The sequence below is a fragment of the Oceanobacillus phoenicis genome, from assembly GCF_047238145.1.
GTDB lineage: Bacteria > Bacillota > Bacilli > Bacillales > Amphibacillaceae > Oceanobacillus.
The window spans coordinates 1,308,047-1,326,225 of record NZ_JBDFME010000001.1; the positions used below are offsets into that span (position 1 = coordinate 1,308,047).

The window sequence follows — 18,179 nt, forward strand, 5'->3', positions numbered from 1 at the left end:
TTATCTACTAAACTTTTAATAGAGGTGATCATATGCAAATTTTCAAAGTAGAAGAAGCGGAACAGCAGGCAGTGAATGATTTTCTCGAAAGAAATGAAAATGTATCGAAGGATCTCCTATTTTCACATGGATATGTAGTAGAGATGAATGGAAGGATTGATGGGTGTTTTGTTTTAAAACCAATCGAAGATAATGCTTATTGGTTAAAACAATTGTATATAACTCAATCGGAGGCAAGAAAACTTCCAGTATTATTGGAAGGAATATTAGTAATTGCAAGAAAGATAGAAGCAAAGTGTGTATATGTGCATAGTAATCAACCAGTTGTGGATATACTTCTAGAAGCCTTGCAGTTTAAGCGTGAAGAACAAATTGAAGTAAGGAAAATAGAGCAGCATAAAAAAGGAAATTGGTGGACATATAACGTATCATAACTGGATTTACACACAATATACACAGGGGACTGTGTATAAATGCGAATAATCTGTGCATAAAATTATACATGTGGATAAATCTGTGTGGAAAAGTGGATAACCATGACGGGTTATCCACTTTTTTGCGTTTCTAGTCGGCTTCTACTAAAATAGAAACGTAGAAAAGAGGTTACAGAATGACTACGAAACGATGGAATATGAATGATATAAAGAAGAATCCAGATGATATTAGGGAAGCTGCAGCTATGTTGCAATCAGGTCAAACAGTAGCTTTCCCGACAGAGACAGTGTACGGATTAGGTGCAGATGCCACTAATCAACAAGCGGTTTCTAACATATTTAAAGCGAAGGGCAGGCCGGAAGATAATCCACTTATCGCTCATGTAGCTACAAAAGAACAATTACAACGCCTAGTTACCTCAATACCTGCCTATGTGGATAAATTAATTGATGTCTTCTCTCCTGGTCCACTTACGTTTATATTACCAAGCAATGGGACATGTGCATCGAACGTAACAGCAGGACTGGATACAATTGGTGTACGTATACCGAATCATCCGATAGCGTTACAATTATTAAAAGAAGTAGACATCCCGATTGCAGCACCGAGTGCTAATATTTCTGGAAAACCTAGTCCGACAACAGCTGATCATGTTTTTGATGATCTAAAAGGAAGAATTGCAGGACTCGTTGATGGTGGACCAACAGGAGTTGGGTTAGAATCCACTGTTATAGATTGTACACAAGCGATTCCTGTGATACTTCGTCCAGGTGGAGTTACGAAAGAGAATTTGGAGAATGTCGTTGGTCACGTTATGGTAGATCCGGGGATTATAGATGGTGAAGGGAAGCCAAAATCACCAGGAATGAAGTATAAGCATTATGCACCTGAAGTTCCATTATGGGTTTTTGAAGGGGATAGTAATGGGTTCCAAGCGTTGATTGTGAAAGAACAACAACACAATCATAGAGTTGGTGTATTATGTTCCAATCAAGTTGCAGATCAATTATCTCATGACAATATCTATCCACTAGGCGATTCGATGGAGGAGATTGCTTCAAGTCTTTACGATGGCTTACGTCATTTTAAACAACAAGCGGTAGATATTATTTTATGTGAGTCTTTTCCGGAGAATGGAATTGGACAGGCAATTATGAATCGATTACGTAAAGCTTCTGACTCGACAATTAAGTAAAGGTGCTGGAATGAAGGGTAATTTTTTTCAACATGTAATTTTTCCATATATTGATTGAGTTGTTTTACCCATTGGATGCAATGTAACTAAAAATATTATTAGACAGGCATTCATAAGCTTTCTTATTCATGCATATAGTTTTATTAGCATGTCCTGGGGGGAAATTGAATGCCTTTTTCAACGGAAATTATATCAATCTTTTTATTAGCAGTTGGTTTAAGTATGGATGGATTTTCAGTTAGTTTAGGTCTAGGAATGCAACAATTACGGTTAAAAAGGATTGCATATATTGGGTTAACAATTGGATTCTTACATATGTTAATGCCTTTAGCTGGTATGCTGCTTGGACAAGTTATTTCTGAGCAAATTGGTCAATGGACATCACTTGCTAGCGGTGTATTACTATTTTTAATAGGTGCGCATATGTTTTTTTCTGCGTTTCGATTAACGGAAGGATTTCGTTGGCAACCTGTGGGAATTGGGCTATGGGTGATTGCTTTTAGTGTTAGTTTAGATAGTTTTACTGTTGGACTGGGACTAGGAATATCTGGTGTTCAAATCCTTATTACGCTGTTTTCCTTCGGTCTTATCAGCTGTTTTGTCACATGGTTAGGGATGTTAATTGGGCGAAAAGTGTATAGGTTTTTAGGGATGTACAGTGAACTACTTGGAGGAAGCATACTTTGCGGATTCGGTATATTTATTTTATTTAGTTAGTATATGAGTGGATTGGATGAGTAACTTTACCGCTAATTGCTAAGTTACATCCAAAAATCGAATATTTTATTAGAGTCTTATTACTAGCGGGAATACTTATATAATTGTCGTCGAATTATAACTTTGATTGTAATGGAAGACGGCGACTCCTGCTCAGAACAGGGAGCGTTAGCTAAAAACCGGTGCCTGCTTAAAAGCGCCGTCTGCAATGAAAATCAAACAGCGCAACATTTAAGATTTTATTCGAAATATCTTATTTTATGAAATAGACTCACATGATTAAATTGAATAATTAACGACATGCTTAAGATAATAATTAAACGTGGGAAAGAACTAGAACTATAAATGTCATTTATAGTTCTATTTTAGTAGGGTATAATGGCTTTACAACTAAAGTTAAACTGGCACGTTTACATGCATCCTATGATATATTGTTGTTTATAGAATAAGTGGAGGGTTATTTATGAATGTTTTATTTGTATGTACAGGAAATACTTGCAGAAGCCCGATGGCAGAGGCGTTGTTAAAAAGTAAGATGCCTACATTGAATGTGAAGTCAGCAGGAACGACAGCAATGGATCATAACCCTGCGTCAAATCAGACCATTCAAGCATTATCTGAAAAAGGAATTGATATGCATCATTATTCTCAATCAGTAAGTGAGGAGTTACTGGAATGGGCAGATATTGTCCTTACGATGACTACTTCACATAAACAATCGCTAATTATCCAATTTCCAGAACAACAAGATAAGTATTTTACCCTTAAAGAATATGTGTCAGAAGCCGATAAAGAAATATGGGGACAGATACAAAAGGCCTATGCTGATTTAGAAGAAAAGCGCTCTATATTTATTCATAAACATCAGCATACAATGAATAACTTTCAGCTACATCAACTGGTCGCTAAGGAATTTCAGCGAGAAATGAATGATATTCAGCATTTAGAATCCAAACTAATCAATTACGATATTTCTGATCCATTTGGTGGTGGTTTAGACCTATATCGTAATACGATGAAAGAAATTGAAGACTGCATAGACCTTTTTGTTCAAAAACATACGTAATGTAGGAGGAAATTATGAAGAAAAAGTATCGGTTCAGTCTGCGCTTAAAACTTGTTATTTTAATAACTGTATTAGCAATTATTACTTATGGATTTAGTGCTTTATTTATTTATGTAGTGAATGATTATGTACAGCAATTCTGGAGTATTTCTGATGAGTTATATTTGACTATCATCTTATTACTAGGTATTTTTTGGTCTGGATTACTCGCCTTTTTTGCGGCTAAATGGATTACGAAACCAATGGAAAGTCTAGAAAAAGTTGCAACGGAGGCATCTCTAGGAAATTTAGATCAACAAGTGCATATACCTCGCTCGGACGATGAAATCCGCTCGCTCTCATTAGCAGTCAATGGTATGTTACAAAATTTGAATCGAATGGTACATAACATTGATGCGCATTTCGAAAAAACGAATGAGACAGTTGTTCAATTAAAGAATGCATCACATACAGCATCTCAACATTCGACAGCTATAGGACAATCTATCATTGATATTTCAAACGGAGCTGAGAGTTCGTCGGAAGCTACACAACAAACTGCAGCATCGGTAGAATTAGCTACCGACTTGGCTCAAAAAGTGCAAGAAAAAGCAGAACAATCTACCGATAAATCAAAGTCAATGCTTACTACCTTGCAGGAAAGTCAACGAGTGGTTGGACAGTTAGTAACTGGTATTCAGAAATTGACAAATGAACAAGAATTATCATTAAAAGATGTCGATCATTTAAAACAAAATGCAAAACAAGTAGAAACAATCATTACATTAGTTGGAGAAATTGCGGAACAAACAAATCTTCTAGCACTAAATGCATCGATAGAAGCAGCGCGTGCAGGTGAGCATGGAAAAGGCTTTGCTGTTGTTGCAGAGGAAATTCGTAAACTAGCTGATCAAAGTGCTCAAGCAGTGCAGCAAATATCAGAATTAATCGGAGCTATTCAGCATGATGTTACGCAGGTAGTAGAAAAAATCAATGAGAACGTGGAGTATGCAAAGGAAGAAGCAAAACAAGGAGAAGGAACGAACCGTACAATTGAAGAGATGGCTGATTCCATTACGGATGTTGCGAATGAAATTGAAACAATTCATCAATTAGTAGATCAACAGCTTCATTCTATCCAAAATACGGTACAACAATCACAAGAGGTTGCAGCTATTGCAGAAGAAACATCAGCAGGAACTGAAGAAGTCAATGCTGCTATTCAAGAACAAGTAATAACAATGGAGCAAGTCGATCAATTAGCTCATGAAATGGAACAACATGCGGATAATCTAAAATCACAAATTAACCAATTTAAGGTAAGAAAACATGAAGTACAAAGTAATATCAAGCCTTTTGAGACAGAACAGGAAGAATCTTATCTAGAAAAAAGTGAATCTACTTTGGAGAAAAATAGGAATAAAGAAGTTTCGTAAATTAACAAAAATCATGGTATGCTTATAACAAAGGCGCAAGCACCCTACTAGCAATGGAAAAACTTATGTTTCATAGGGCATAGGAGAATGTGTCATATGACATGGTATGGCTATTTTTATTCTAATTTTCGCTAGTGGTAGACGCTGAGCTAGACATCGTTACTGATGAAAAGTTTCTTGACTTTGGAAGAAGTTAGGTGAAAGAATAATGACAAATGATAGACTTGCACAAGATTTACAGTGTATTGTCAAAGAGTGGACAGATGCTAGTATTTTGCGAGAAAATGATATTTTCGTTGTTGGCTGTTCGACAAGTGAGGTTGCTGGTCAACCGATTGGAACAGCTGGAAGTGAGCAAATTGCTCTTACCATTTATCAACAACTTCAATCACTACAAACTGCAACAGGTATCCATTTAGCATTTCAATGTTGTGAACATCTCAACCGAGCAATTGTCATCGAGAAGGAGGTAGCAACTACCTATTCCTTACCAGAAGTTACAGTTGTACCGGTACGGGAGGCTGGAGGAGCAATGGCTGCCTATGCGTATCGACATATGAATGATCCGGTTGTAGTAGAGGAAATTGTAGCTGATGCAGGAATGGATATTGGAGAAACAATGATTGGTATGCATTTAAAACATGTTGCAGTTCCACTTAAATTCAAACAACGATTTGTTAATCATGCTCGTGTAAGAGCTGCTCGTACTCGTCCAAAGCTAATAGGAGGAATTAGAGCCTTCTATGGTAGTAATCATTATTAACTATCATCTACATCAGTAAATCTATAAAATCTCATTACATAGGGGGCTATACCAATGATGGAATTTGTGAAACAAGCAGATGCCGAAGTGTTTGAAGCAATGCAAGCCGAAAAGAATCGTCAGCAAGATAAGATTGAATTAATAGCATCCGAAAATTTTGTTACGAAAGCAGTAATGGATGCAATGGGTTCTATTCTTACCAATAAATATGCAGAAGGTTATCCAGGCAAGCGTTATTATGGTGGTTGTGAGCACGTTGATGTAGTGGAGAATCTTGCCCGTGATCGTGCGAAAGAATTATTTGGTGCTGATCACGCAAATGTGCAACCTCATTCAGGAGCGCAAGCGAATATGGCAGTTTATTCTGCAGTTCTTGAGCCTGGCGATACTGTCCTAGGTATGAACTTAAATCATGGTGGACATTTGACTCACGGTAGCCCAGTTAACTTTAGTGGTCAATTGTATAATTTTGTTGACTATGGTGTGGATAAAGAAACAGAACAATTAGATTATGACGCTGTCCTGGAAAAAGCGAAGGAAGTAAAGCCGAAATTAGTTGTGGCAGGAGCAAGTGCATACTCTCGTTCTATTAATTTTGCTAAATTCCGCGAAATTGCTGATGCAGTCGATGCGTATCTAATGGTAGATATGGCGCATATTGCTGGATTAGTCGCTACGGGTGAACATGAAAACCCAGTTCCACATGCAGATTTCGTAACTACAACAACTCATAAAACATTGCGTGGCCCTCGCGGTGGTATGATTCTATGTAAAGAAGAATTCGCTAAAAAAGTTGATAAAGCGATTTTCCCTGGAATACAAGGTGGACCGCTAATGCATGTTATTGCTGCAAAAGCTGTTTCATTTAAAGAGGCATTATCAGACGACTTCAAAGCATACTCAAAGCAAATTGTTACTAATGCTAAAACGCTAGGGGAAGCTCTTAATAAAGAAGGGATTCGTATTGTATCTGGAGGTACCGATAACCATCTATTATTATTAGATGTTACCCCACTGCAATTAACAGGAAAAGTAGCTGAAAAAGCACTAGATGATATTGGAATTACAACAAATAAAAATACAATTCCATTTGATCAAGAAAGTCCTTTTGTTACAAGTGGTATCCGTATCGGTACTGCTGCAGTAACTACTCGTGGTTTTGGTGAAGAAGAAATGAAAGAAATTGCTTCTATCATTTCATTAACATTAAAACATCATGAAGATGAAGCGAAGTTAAAAGAAGCGGCACAACGTGTACAAAATCTTACAGAAAAATTTCCTCTATATGCTTAGATAATAAAGACGAACAATAATTGGATGATAACTCATTATCCAGTATTGTTCGTTTTTTTCTTTAATAAAGATATTTGATAAAACATGAACAAAAACGAAACACTTGTTTAGTTACGTAGCGGTGTACCCCCATATTTTTAGGGCTGCGGGATGAGAGAAAAATGTTAACTAGAATTAATTTCATAATCGGGTTACAGAAAATTCTTGGCTTTGATTGTAATGGAAGACGGCGACTCCTGCTCAGAATAGGGAGCTTGAAGATCCACTTGAAAAGTGTTCTTCTTTTCAAGTTAGCTGAGGCCGTGCCTGCGGAAAGCGTCCGTCTGCAATGGAAATCAAACAACGCGCCTTTGTTGAAATGATTAATTATTATTAAAATCAAAAATTTGTAAAGACTTACCATTAGAAAAACTATACTTGAAAGCATAGAAGATTTTCAGTACAATTTTAAAGATATATCTTTTAATATAAGGAGTGATCTTAAGATGGGTAATGTATTTGTATTTGATCATCCGTTAATTCAACATAAATTAACGTACATACGTGATAAGAATACGGGGACAAAAGAATTTCGTGAGCTTGTTGATGAAGTTGCAATGTTAATGGCTTTTGAAATTACTCGTGACTTGCCAGTGAAAGAAGTAAATGTAGAAACTCCAGTAACTACTGCACCTTCAAAAGTTCTTGCTGGGAAAAAGTTGGGATTAGTTCCTATTTTGCGTGCGGGTCTAGGAATGGTAGATGGTGTTCGTAAGTTAATTCCGGCTGCTAAAGTTGGACATGTTGGCCTATATCGTGATCCGAAAACATTCAAGCCTGTGGAGTATTATGTCAAACTTCCAAATGATATTGAAGAACGTGAAATCATTGTTATCGATCCAATGCTAGCGACTGGTGGTTCTGCAAATGATGCAATCACTGCAATCAAAAAACGAGGCGCTAAAAATATTCGTCTCATGTGTTTAATTGCTGCTCCAGAAGGTGTTGAAGTGGTGAAAGAAGCACATCCAGATGTAGATATTTATTTAGCGGCAATGGACGATCGTCTTGATGATCATGGTTATATTATCCCTGGTCTTGGAGATGCCGGAGATCGCTTGTTCGGTACTAAATAATTTAACAAATTAATAGTTTTATTTGATATACGGCCGATTCCTGTGGAAATAGCACTATATGAGAATCCACTCAGATATATATTTTTCTGAGTAAGTAGATTTCTTGTCCACAGAAAAGCGGTCGTATTTCAATTTATAATAGGTAAAAGATAGGTTTGAACTTTAGACAACTTCTGAAACAAAGACTCAAATAATTTACATCGGTTTATCCGTATAAATATAATAAAAACTTCAAAAGCTATGGGAATAAGGTGGTGCTCGGATGAATATCGTAAAACTTATCCCCATATTTTTTTATGCAATTTTATTGTTCACATGTAGTTATCCACAGTTAACAACATTTGCAGAATATAAACAAAAGGAATCGATTATTATTGAAGTGGAAGGTGATCCATATGAACAAGTTGAGTATATAAAAGATTACCACCCTTTTATTGAAGTGGTTGCTGTATACGATACGATTTTTAATGGAATAGCCCTACAAGGTTCCCCGGAACATCTCCAGAGAATGGAATCACTAGAATTCATAAAAAACATCCATTCTGTACAAGAATATCAAGCCATACCAACTACAAAATCTTCACTTTTATCTGAATTTCAATCATCAATAAGAGAGGCAGAACCGTATTCGTGGAACGATACATCATACACAGGTAAAGGTGTAAAAGTAGGAGTAATTGATACGGGGATTGATTATGATCATCCAGATTTACAGGCGAATTATATAAACGGATATGATTTAGTAGATCTCGATGATGATCCGATGGAGACACAGCCTGATCAAGGAGTACCCACATCACATGGAACACATGTAGCTGGAATAATTGCTGCAAATGGAGAATTAAAAGGAATGGCTCCTGATGCAGAAATCTATGCATATCGAGCACTAGGTCCAGGTGGAGCGGGGACTTCCGTGCAAGTATTAGCTGCGATGGAAAAAGCGATTGAAGATGAAGTAGATATTATTAATCTTTCCTTAGGTAACAATGTCAATGTTCCCGATTATCCAACAAGTCAAGCGGTAAATCGTGCTGCTGAGCTTGGAATTTTTGTCGTGATTGCTAATGGCAATAGTGGCCCTGATGCATGGACTGTAGGTTCACCAGCCACTGCAAACAAAGCTTTTTCTGTTGGAGCTTCAACAACTCCGTCAACTGTTCCGGTATTAGAAGATTCTTTTGAAGATAAAACTATTCTCCTGTTAGAGATGCTTGGTGCACCTGAATGGAGTTTGGAGAGAGATTACGATATTACTTCAATAGAGGAAGAAGCAACTGGCTCTCTTTCTGGAAAAATAGCTCTTGTACAACGAGGAAAGATTCCTTTTTATCAATTAGCAAAGCAAGCAGAAGAATTAGGGGCGGAAGCAGTACTTATATATAATAATGAAGCTGGTCCTTTTCAAGGTTCTGTAGAATATCGTGATGCTCCCGTACAAATTCCTGTAGCAGCTATTTCAAAAGAAGATGGAGAATGGTTAAAGCAACAATCGGAAGAAAATAATCATTATTTCATTGATTCAAAACGTATAGATCAACCAGTTCAAGTAGCACCATTTAGTTCAAGAGGACCTGTGACAATTAACTGGCAGATAAAGCCTGATATTATTGCTCCGGGTACTCAGATTTGGAGTACGGTACCAGATGGATATCAAGCCATGGATGGAACGAGTATGGCAACCCCTCATGTGGCTGGTGCTGCAGCTGTAATTAAGGAAGCAAAACCAGATTGGACGAATGAACAAATTATTGGAGCAATCCAAACATCTGCAGATCAACTAATGAATGATGATGAGCTAGTAACTTCAACGGAACAAGGCATGGGAGTGATCGATGTAAATAAAGCGATTGAAGCAAATACGATTATTCATAATGGTCAACTCCAATTTGGCAAGGTAGATAATTATCGTCAAGCGTTTCAACATGAGTTAATTATTGAAAATATGACAGCTGAACCACAGTCCTATCAATTTGAAATACCGTATAAAGATAAAGGAATATCGTGGGATTTACCTGGTTCTTTTCAGTTGGGACCTTATGAAAAGAAAAAGGTACCTATCGAAGTATCTGTTACAGGAATGCAATTAGATAAAGGGGTTCATCAAGGGTGGATAGCTTTAGAGCAAGGAGATGCAACATATGAATTGCCGTACATTATCGTAAATGAGGAAGCGGATCAACCAAAAACAGCTGGTTTTGAGTTCTCGCTTAAAACGCTCTCAGATGATTTATATCAATATCAAATCTATATGACAGAGCCTGCTCGTAAACTTGAAGTTGATTTATATGATCCTGATACCTTAGTCTATCAGCGGAGATTGTTGGAAGAAAAGAACTTGGAGCAAGGTCTACACACTGGGGAACTTACGACAAAACAAGCAGGAAAAGGAGGGAATTATCTAGCTATTGTAACGGTTTACTTGGACGATGGAACGTATGAAAGTTCAGAGGCAATGGTCTATATTAGGTAACATTACATTTGTTCACAAAAAAGTCATAAAACGAAAATTGTTAAATAACACGAGAGAATTAATTTGTGATATAGTGCACAATAGGGAAATTCAAGCTGAGAAAGACTAATATGTCAATGTTTATATATGTAATATAATTAATATGATTAATGCCTGTTACTAATTGACAATCCCAGCTTGGCTAATGTAAACTTATTTAGTGTGGAGTGAGGAGAAACAGCTTTTTTAGCCCATTTTTGTTCGCAAAATTATCCCCTGTTATGAAACAGCGAACAATGGTTCCTTCTGACTTCAAATACATAGATGCAATGAACGTAACACCTCCGCATCTAAAACTACAAGTAATATTACCTAGCAAGAGATTTTCCCCGATTTGATTGAAAACGGATGCAAATGTGTGTTGGTAGTCTGTTTAGTATCTATTGTACGGGTTTAGGAGTGTAGCAAATATAATGTCTAATTATGATAAAATGATAACCCGACAGCGTCAATGGATGTTTTATTTACTAGCAGTATTAGTGCTTTGCGCTGGGTTTCTACCATATCCCCGTGTTTTTTTCGGATTAATCCTAGGTAGTATCATTAGTCTTTATAACTTGTGGTTACTACAAAGCAAGACAGCAAAACTTGGGGAAACAGTTGCAGCAGGTGGGAAGGCCAGAGGAGGATTAGGTACGTTTACAAGAATGGCCGCCGCAGTGTTGGGAGTGTTGATTGCGATGCGATTTGAAGAACACTTTCACGTAATGGCTGTAATTATTGGGATTCTTTCTTCTTATTTTGTTATCGCGTTAGATATCATTGTTTATCAATTATCTTTACGCAACCAGGAAGAAGACTAATCCTTTCCAGTATTCCATTTTTACTTACAAATAGTTTTAGTAAAGGGGTGATAATCTTGGATCACGAAAATCCAATAGTGCATGATATCTTTGGGATACCGGGTGCGAATCTTAACCTTTCTAACCTCATGATGACATTTATCGTGTGTGTTATTGTCTTTGTTTTCTGTGTTTGGGGAAGCAGAAAGTTACAGATGAAACCTAAGGGAATACAGAACTTCATGGAATGGGCTGTAGAATTCGTTAGGGGTATCATCCAAGACAACATGGATTGGAAAACAGGAAGAATTTTTCTTCCGCTTGGACTAACTCTAATATTCTATATTCTAGTTAGTAACTTAATAGGTGTTGCAACGGTTGGGGTAGTAGGTCATGACCTGTGGTGGAAATCACCTACAGCAGATGCGGTTATGACATTAACATTATCAACAATGATTATTGCATTAACACACTATTATGGTATTAAGTTAAGAGGTACAAAAGCTTATTTAAAAACATATGTAAGCCCAGTACCACTCATGTTACCGTTTAAAATCGTAGAGGAATTCACCAACACATTAACGTTGGGTCTTCGTTTGTTTGGTAACATTTATGCAGGTGAAATTTTATTAAGTTTATTAGTAGGACTTGGAACAGCTAGTGTGTTTGGATTCTTCGGAGCAGCACTTCCGATGCTGGCATGGCAAGGATTTAGTGTGTTTATTGGAGCTATCCAATCTTACGTATTCGTTATGTTAACAATGGTTTACATGTCTCACAAAGTGAGCAGTGACCATTAATAAAAAATAATTTATTAGGTTTATTATAAAAGGAGGAAATTATCAATGGGAGCTTTAGCAGCAGCAATTGCAATTGGTTTAGCAGCATTAGGAGCAGGTCTTGGTAACGGTATGATCGTAAGTAAAACAGTAGAAGGTATTGCACGTCAACCAGAATTACGTGGTGCACTACAAGGTACAATGTTTATCGGGGTAGCACTTGTAGAGGCGATTCCGATCATCGCAGCAGTTATCGCGTTTATGGTAATGTAAATCGCAATTTTTCCTAGAATTATAATGGCGAAGTTCAGCTACAAAGAATCTTCGCCATTCCTTTATGCAAGAGTAACGATGTAGGATTTATACATCAGACCATAGATGTGATTTATTAGCGAAAGGAGTGGGATCGGTGCATTCATACATTGACTTGTTAAACATTGGAGCTAGTGTCGGTGGTTTACGTTGGCCAGATATGTTAGTTCAATTATTCTTCTTCCTTGTTCTTCTAGCATTACTCAAGAAATTTGCTTGGGGACCATTAATGAACAAAATGGAAGAGCGTGAAAACTACGTAGCGAATGAAATTGAATCAGCAGAGCAAAGTCGCGCAGAAGCAGAAAAAGCTTCTAAAGAAGCAGCTGAGCAATTGAATCAAGTAAAAGCAGAAGCGCAGAAAATGATAGAAGATGCGAAGGCTGCAGGAGCGAAACAAGAGCAAGCCATCATCGATTCAGCGAGAAAAGAAGCAGAGCGCATTAAAGAATCAGCGCAAGCAGATATTCAAAATGAAAAAGAACGAGCTATTCAAGCGTTACAAGATAAAGTTGCATCCTTATCTGTATTAATTGCAAGTAAGGTAATTGAAAAAGAGCTTAGCGAGCAAGATCAAGAGAAACTTATTAACGAATATATCCAAGAGGTAGGAGAAGAGCGATGAGTAATTCCGTAATAGCAAAGCGTTATGCAGATGCTCTTTTTCAGCTCGGTAATGAGAAGAATTCCTTGGGTCAATTAGTGGAAGATTTTCTAGTTGTTCGTCAAGTTTTTACAAACGATCAAAAATTAAATGTATTCCTAAAGCATCCAAAGATTGATAGTGTGAAGAAAAAACAACTTTTAGCTGAAGTGTTTAAAGGGACGGATCAGGTTGTGATTAACACGTTGAAATTACTTGTTGATCGTCATCGTACATCAACCATTCCATCTATTGTTGATCACCTAGTCGCTTTGGTAAACGATGCAAAAGGAATTGCAGATGCAACCGTCTATTCTATTCGAGAATTAAGTACGGATGAAAAGGAACAACTTCAAGCATCCTTTGCCAAACGTCTAGGTAAAACAAGTGTTCAGATTACGAATATTGTAGATCCTAAGGTTCTCGGCGGTATGAAAATAAGAGTCGGAAATACGATTTACGATGGAACGGTAAGTAATAAACTAAACCGCATTTCACGTAGCATCGTGTCTGCTAACAAATGATGATAGGGGTGAAATGGTATGAGCATTAATGCTGAAGAAATTAGCACACTGATTAAACAGCAAATTGAAAACTTTGATTCTGACATCGAAGTAAGTGATGTTGGAACAGTTATTGAAGTCGGTGACGGTATCGCACGTGCTCATGGTCTTGATAATGCTATGGCTGGGGAATTACTTGAATTCTCTAACGGTGTTATGGGATTAGCACAGAACTTAGAAGAAAGTAATGTAGGTATCGTTATCCTTGGACCTTATACAGAAATTAAAGAAGGCGATGAAGTTCGTCGTACTGGCCGAATCATGCAAGTACCTGTAGGTGAGGAACTATTAGGTCGTGTGGTTAACCCTCTTGGTCAACCAATTGATGGTAAAGGCCCAATTGAAACATCAAAAACTCGTCCAATCGAGGCGGCTGCTCCAGGAGTTATGGATCGTAAATCCGTAGATGAGCCACTTCAAACCGGTATTAAAGCGATTGATGCATTAGTTCCAATTGGCCGTGGTCAACGTGAGTTAATCATCGGGGACCGTCAAACTGGTAAAACAACAGTAGCAGTTGATACAATCTTGAATCAAAAAGATCAAGATATGATTTGTATCTACGTAGCTATTGGTCAAAAAGAATCAACAGTACGTTCAACAGTAGAAACATTCCGTAAGCACGGTGCACTTGATAATACAATCGTAGTGACTGCAGGTGCTTCAGATCCTGCACCATTATTATACTTATCTCCATATGCTGGTGTAGCGATGGGTGAAGAGTTCATGTATAACGGAAAACACGTGTTAGTTGTATATGATGATTTATCTAAACAAGCGGTAGCATACCGTGAGCTTTCTTTACTATTACGTCGCCCACCAGGTCGTGAAGCATTCCCTGGGGATGTATTCTACCTACACTCTCGTTTATTAGAGCGTGCGGCTAAATTAAGTGATGCAAAAGGTGGCGGTTCATTAACTGCATTACCATTTGTTGAAACACAAGCTGGTGATATTGCAGCTTATATCCCGACAAACGTAATTTCCATTACTGATGGACAAATTTTCTTACAATCGGATCTATTCTTCTCTGGGGTTCGTCCAGCGATTAACCCTGGTTTATCCGTGTCACGTGTTGGGGGATCTGCACAAATTAAGGCAATGAAGAAAGTAGCAGGTACATTACGTCTTGATCTTGCATCTTTCCGTGAATTAGAAGCATTCTCTCAATTTGGTTCAGACTTAGATAAATCTACACAAGCGAAACTAAATCGTGGTCAACGTACTGTAGAAGTGTTAAAACAAGGTCTTCATAAACCAATGGTAGTTGAAAAACAGGTAGTTATTATCTATGCACTTACTCGTGGGTTCTTGGATGATATCCCTGTAGAAGATATTCAACGTTTTGAAGAAGAATTGAACATTTGGATGGAAAGCAATCGTAATGAATTACTTACTTCTATTCGTGAAACTGGTAATTTACCAGATGAAGGCGAGTTTAATGATGCGATTGAATCATTTAAGAAAACATTCCTACCATCTAATAATTAATAAATGAAGTTTCGGTATAGAGTATAAAGGGTCGAATAATTACTCCTCGACCCTCACTCCTGATAGGAAAGTGTGGTGAAAGAGCTTGGCATCACTAAGAGATTTAAAAGATAGAATTGATTCTACGAAAAAAACAAAACAAATTACAGGAGCGATGGAACTTGTTTCGGCTTCTAAAATGTCAAAAGCTGAACAAAATGCCCGTGGATTTGTCCCGTACGCTGATAAACTTCAAGAAGTTGTAAGCAGTATAGCGAATGCTAATACGGATGCACAGCATCCAATGCTGATCAAACGTGAAGTCAAAAAGACAGGCTATTTAATTATTACTTCAGACCGTGGTCTTGTAGGTGCATACAATAGCCATGTCTTAAGAAATCTAGTTAACACGATTGAAAAGAACCATAAAAGTACCGATGAATATACCATCATTGTACTTGGAAGAAAAGGCTACGATTTTTGTCGGAAACGAGGCTTACCGGTATCAAAAAGTGTACTAGGTGTGCCGGATCATCCAACATTTGCAGATGTAAAAGAACTAGCTTCTGAAACAGTTCAAATGTATGCAGATGGAGATATCGATGAGCTAAATATTGTATATAACCATTATGTTAGTGCGATATCGCAAGTGGTTACAAATAAACAATTACTTCCAATTGAAAATCTAGACGAAAGTGGATCGGCTACATCCGACTACGAATTTGATCCAAACCAAGAGCAAATCTTGGAAGTACTTTTACCACAGTATGCAGAAAGTCTAATCTTTGGTGCATTACTTGATGGGAAAGCAAGTGAACACGCGGCTAGTATGACTGCAATGCGTAGTGCAACGGATAATGCTTCGGATCTAATTGATGATTTATCCCTATCATATAACCGTGCACGTCAAGCAGCTATTACACAAGAAATCACAGAGATTGTTGGTGGCGTAGCAGCACTCGAGTAGTTTTAACCCCGTGTGGACAGTAAGTTAGGAGGGAAATAGATGAGCAAAGGACGCGTTACACAATTAATGGGACCAGTAGTCGATGTACGTTTTGAAGACACTGAACTCCCGGCAGTAAATAATGCTTTAGTTGTCCGTAGTGACAGTGGTGAAGAACTAACACTAGAAGTAGCTCTTCATTTAGGTGACAATAGTGTACGTACCATCGCAATGTCTTCAACAGATGGTTTTAAACGTGGCGCAGAGGTGGAAGACCTTGGTCGTCCAATCTCAGTACCTGTTGGTGACGTAACACTAGGCCGTGTATTTAACGTATTAGGTGAAAAAATCGACTTAGATGAACCTTTAGAAGAAGGAATCCGTCGCGATCCAATTCACCGTGAAGCACCAAACTTTGAAAACTTATCTACAGAAACCGAAATTTTAGAAACAGGTATTAAAGTAGTAGACCTGTTAGCACCTTACATTAAAGGTGGAAAAATCGGCCTGTTCGGTGGAGCAGGAGTAGGTAAAACTGTATTAATCCAGGAATTAATCAATAACATCGCACAAGAGCATGGTGGTATTTCCGTGTTTGCGGGTGTAGGTGAACGTACCCGTGAAGGAAATGACTTATACTATGAAATGAGCGATTCTGGAGTTATTGCTAAAACAGCAATGGTATTCGGACAAATGAACGAGCCACCTGGTGCACGTATGCGTGTAGCATTAACTGGTTTGACAATGGCAGAATACTTCCGTGATGAGCAAGGACAAGATGTATTATTATTCGTTGATAACATCTTTCGTTTTACACAAGCAGGTTCTGAGGTATCCGCACTACTTGGTCGTATGCCGTCAGCGGTAGGTTACCAACCTACACTAGCTACTGAAATGGGACAATTACAAGAACGTATTACATCAACAGATAAAGGTTCTGTAACATCTATTCAAGCAATTTATGTACCAGCCGATGACTATACGGATCCGGCTCCGGCTACAACATTTGCTCACTTAGATGCGACAACAAACCTTGATCGTAAGTTGTCTGAGCAAGGTATCTACCCAGCGGTGGATCCATTAGAGTCTACTTCACGTGCACTTGACCCAGAAGTTGTTGGGAAAGAACATTATGAAGTAGCAACACAAGTACAACAAACACTACAAAAATATCGTGAACTTCAAGATATCATCGCGATCCTTGGTATGGATGAGTTAGGTGATGAAGATAAATTAGTCGTTGCACGTGCACGTCGAATTCAATTCTTCTTATCCCAAAACTTCCACGTAGCGGAGCAGTTTACTGGTCAACCAGGTTCTTATGTACCGGTTCAAGAAACTGTAAAAGGATTTAAAGAGATTCTTGAAGGTAAATATGATGATCTTCCAGAAGATGCTTTCCGTCTAGTTGGACGTATTGAAGAAGTAGTTGAAAAAGCAAAAGGAATGGAATAATATTCGGTCTTGGAAGATAGAAGGATTTTATAGAAATCCTTTAGATGCCTGATTAATTATGAGGCACTTCCAACCCGTCTCTTAGGAGGGGTTACATTGAGAACACTAGAAGTGAGTGTTGTTACTCCTGGTGGCCCGGTTTTAGAGGAAAGCTTTGAAATGGTAGTTTGTAAAGCTGAAACTGGTGAAATCGGTATTTTACCTGGACATATTCCATTAGTTTCTCCACTTCAAATTAGTGCAGTTCGCTTGAAAAAGGGAAATGATACTAAATATTTAGCAATCAGTGGTGGATTTATGGAAGTGCAGCCTGAGAAAGTAACCATTCTTGCACAATCTGCTGAAACTGCAAGTGATATCGATGTTCAACGTGCAAATCAAGCAAAAGAACGTGCGGAAAGACGTCTTCAGGCAAAACAGGATAATATTGATAAAACTCGGGCCGAATTAGCACTCAAAAGAGCAATTAATCGCCTCGACGTAGGCAAATAGCACAAAAACTCCTGCAATGTATTGCGGGAGTTTTTTGTATGCGCAGCTTGCTTAGAAACATGCAAATTGCCGCTATAACTATGAGATAACATTGCAGTACATTTGTCTAAAACAGTCCTCAACCGCATAGTAAGATCATTCTAAAAACGGAAAAATCAAGAGGAATCACAGAAAGTGGTGAATAGACGTGCTCTAAAAACGAAAAAAGCATGAGGAAACCAGAAAAGTA

The 18,179-nt window shown here is 37.8% G+C and carries 18 protein-coding genes; all 18 read left to right on the forward strand.

What is annotated here, in order from left to right; genetic code table 11:
- Positions 1 to 32 precede the first annotated feature (32 nt).
- The 18 genes from ABC346_RS06865 (at position 33) to ABC346_RS06950 (ending at position 17,950) form a co-directional block, all read left to right on the forward strand.
- Positions 33 to 434 (forward strand): GNAT family N-acetyltransferase, encoded by a 402-nt coding sequence (locus ABC346_RS06865; RefSeq protein WP_413234143.1) that lies wholly within the window; start codon positions 33 to 35, stop codon positions 432 to 434.
- 176 nt (positions 435 to 610) lie between these two features.
- Complete coding sequence (locus tag ABC346_RS06870; protein WP_413234144.1) at positions 611 to 1,630, forward strand: L-threonylcarbamoyladenylate synthase; 1,020 nt, start codon at positions 611 to 613, stop codon at positions 1,628 to 1,630.
- A gap of 168 nt (positions 1,631 to 1,798) precedes the next feature.
- Complete coding sequence (locus ABC346_RS06875) at positions 1,799 to 2,347, forward strand: manganese efflux pump MntP (RefSeq protein ID WP_413234145.1); 549 nt, start codon at positions 1,799 to 1,801, stop codon at positions 2,345 to 2,347.
- Between the two features lie 463 nt (positions 2,348 to 2,810).
- On the forward strand, positions 2,811 to 3,413 hold the full coding sequence (locus ABC346_RS06880) for a low molecular weight protein arginine phosphatase (protein WP_413234146.1): 603 nt from the start codon (positions 2,811 to 2,813) through the stop codon (positions 3,411 to 3,413).
- 14 nt (positions 3,414 to 3,427) lie between these two features.
- Complete coding sequence (locus tag ABC346_RS06885; protein WP_413234147.1) at positions 3,428 to 4,828, forward strand: methyl-accepting chemotaxis protein; 1,401 nt, start codon at positions 3,428 to 3,430, stop codon at positions 4,826 to 4,828.
- 208 nt (positions 4,829 to 5,036) lie between these two features.
- Positions 5,037 to 5,591: a TIGR01440 family protein gene (locus tag ABC346_RS06890; RefSeq protein ID WP_413234148.1), complete on the forward strand. Its 555-nt coding sequence runs from the start codon at positions 5,037 to 5,039 to the stop codon at positions 5,589 to 5,591.
- A gap of 57 nt (positions 5,592 to 5,648) precedes the next feature.
- Positions 5,649 to 6,884, forward strand: coding sequence for a serine hydroxymethyltransferase (locus ABC346_RS06895; protein ID WP_413236524.1), 1,236 nt, complete (start codon positions 5,649 to 5,651; stop codon positions 6,882 to 6,884).
- 485 nt (positions 6,885 to 7,369) lie between these two features.
- Positions 7,370 to 7,999 (forward strand): uracil phosphoribosyltransferase, encoded by a 630-nt coding sequence (upp, locus tag ABC346_RS06900; RefSeq protein ID WP_413234149.1) that lies wholly within the window; start codon positions 7,370 to 7,372, stop codon positions 7,997 to 7,999.
- A 262-nt stretch (positions 8,000 to 8,261) separates the two neighbouring features.
- Complete coding sequence (locus ABC346_RS06905; RefSeq protein WP_413234150.1) at positions 8,262 to 10,469, forward strand: S8 family serine peptidase; 2,208 nt, start codon at positions 8,262 to 8,264, stop codon at positions 10,467 to 10,469.
- A 452-nt stretch (positions 10,470 to 10,921) separates the two neighbouring features.
- Positions 10,922 to 11,311: an ATP synthase subunit I gene (locus tag ABC346_RS06910; protein WP_413234151.1), complete on the forward strand. Its 390-nt coding sequence runs from the start codon at positions 10,922 to 10,924 to the stop codon at positions 11,309 to 11,311.
- A 56-nt stretch (positions 11,312 to 11,367) separates the two neighbouring features.
- Complete coding sequence (gene atpB / locus ABC346_RS06915) at positions 11,368 to 12,090, forward strand: F0F1 ATP synthase subunit A (protein ID WP_413234152.1); 723 nt, start codon at positions 11,368 to 11,370, stop codon at positions 12,088 to 12,090.
- Between the two features lie 45 nt (positions 12,091 to 12,135).
- Positions 12,136 to 12,342 (forward strand): F0F1 ATP synthase subunit C, encoded by a 207-nt coding sequence (atpE, locus tag ABC346_RS06920; RefSeq protein ID WP_011067377.1) that lies wholly within the window; start codon positions 12,136 to 12,138, stop codon positions 12,340 to 12,342.
- A 136-nt stretch (positions 12,343 to 12,478) separates the two neighbouring features.
- Positions 12,479 to 13,006 carry a F0F1 ATP synthase subunit B gene (gene atpF, locus ABC346_RS06925; protein ID WP_413234153.1) on the forward strand — a complete coding sequence of 176 codons (528 nt, stop codon included), beginning with the start codon at positions 12,479 to 12,481 and terminating at the stop codon, positions 13,004 to 13,006.
- A complete protein-coding gene (locus ABC346_RS06930) occupies positions 13,003 to 13,548 on the forward strand; it encodes a F0F1 ATP synthase subunit delta (protein WP_413234154.1) in 546 nt (181 codons plus the stop codon). Before atpF ends, ABC346_RS06930 begins: the two co-directional genes overlap by 4 nt.
- A gap of 18 nt (positions 13,549 to 13,566) precedes the next feature.
- Positions 13,567 to 15,078: a F0F1 ATP synthase subunit alpha gene (gene atpA, locus ABC346_RS06935; RefSeq protein WP_413234155.1), complete on the forward strand. Its 1,512-nt coding sequence runs from the start codon at positions 13,567 to 13,569 to the stop codon at positions 15,076 to 15,078.
- 85 nt (positions 15,079 to 15,163) lie between these two features.
- On the forward strand, positions 15,164 to 16,024 hold the full coding sequence (gene atpG, locus ABC346_RS06940; RefSeq protein ID WP_413234156.1) for an ATP synthase F1 subunit gamma: 861 nt from the start codon (positions 15,164 to 15,166) through the stop codon (positions 16,022 to 16,024).
- Between the two features lie 39 nt (positions 16,025 to 16,063).
- Positions 16,064 to 17,458, forward strand: a complete 1,395-nt coding sequence (atpD, locus tag ABC346_RS06945; protein WP_413234157.1) for a F0F1 ATP synthase subunit beta — start codon at positions 16,064 to 16,066, stop codon at positions 17,456 to 17,458.
- A 96-nt stretch (positions 17,459 to 17,554) separates the two neighbouring features.
- Positions 17,555 to 17,950: a F0F1 ATP synthase subunit epsilon gene (locus ABC346_RS06950; RefSeq protein WP_413234158.1), complete on the forward strand. Its 396-nt coding sequence runs from the start codon at positions 17,555 to 17,557 to the stop codon at positions 17,948 to 17,950.
- The last annotated feature ends 229 nt before the right edge of the window (positions 17,951 to 18,179 follow it).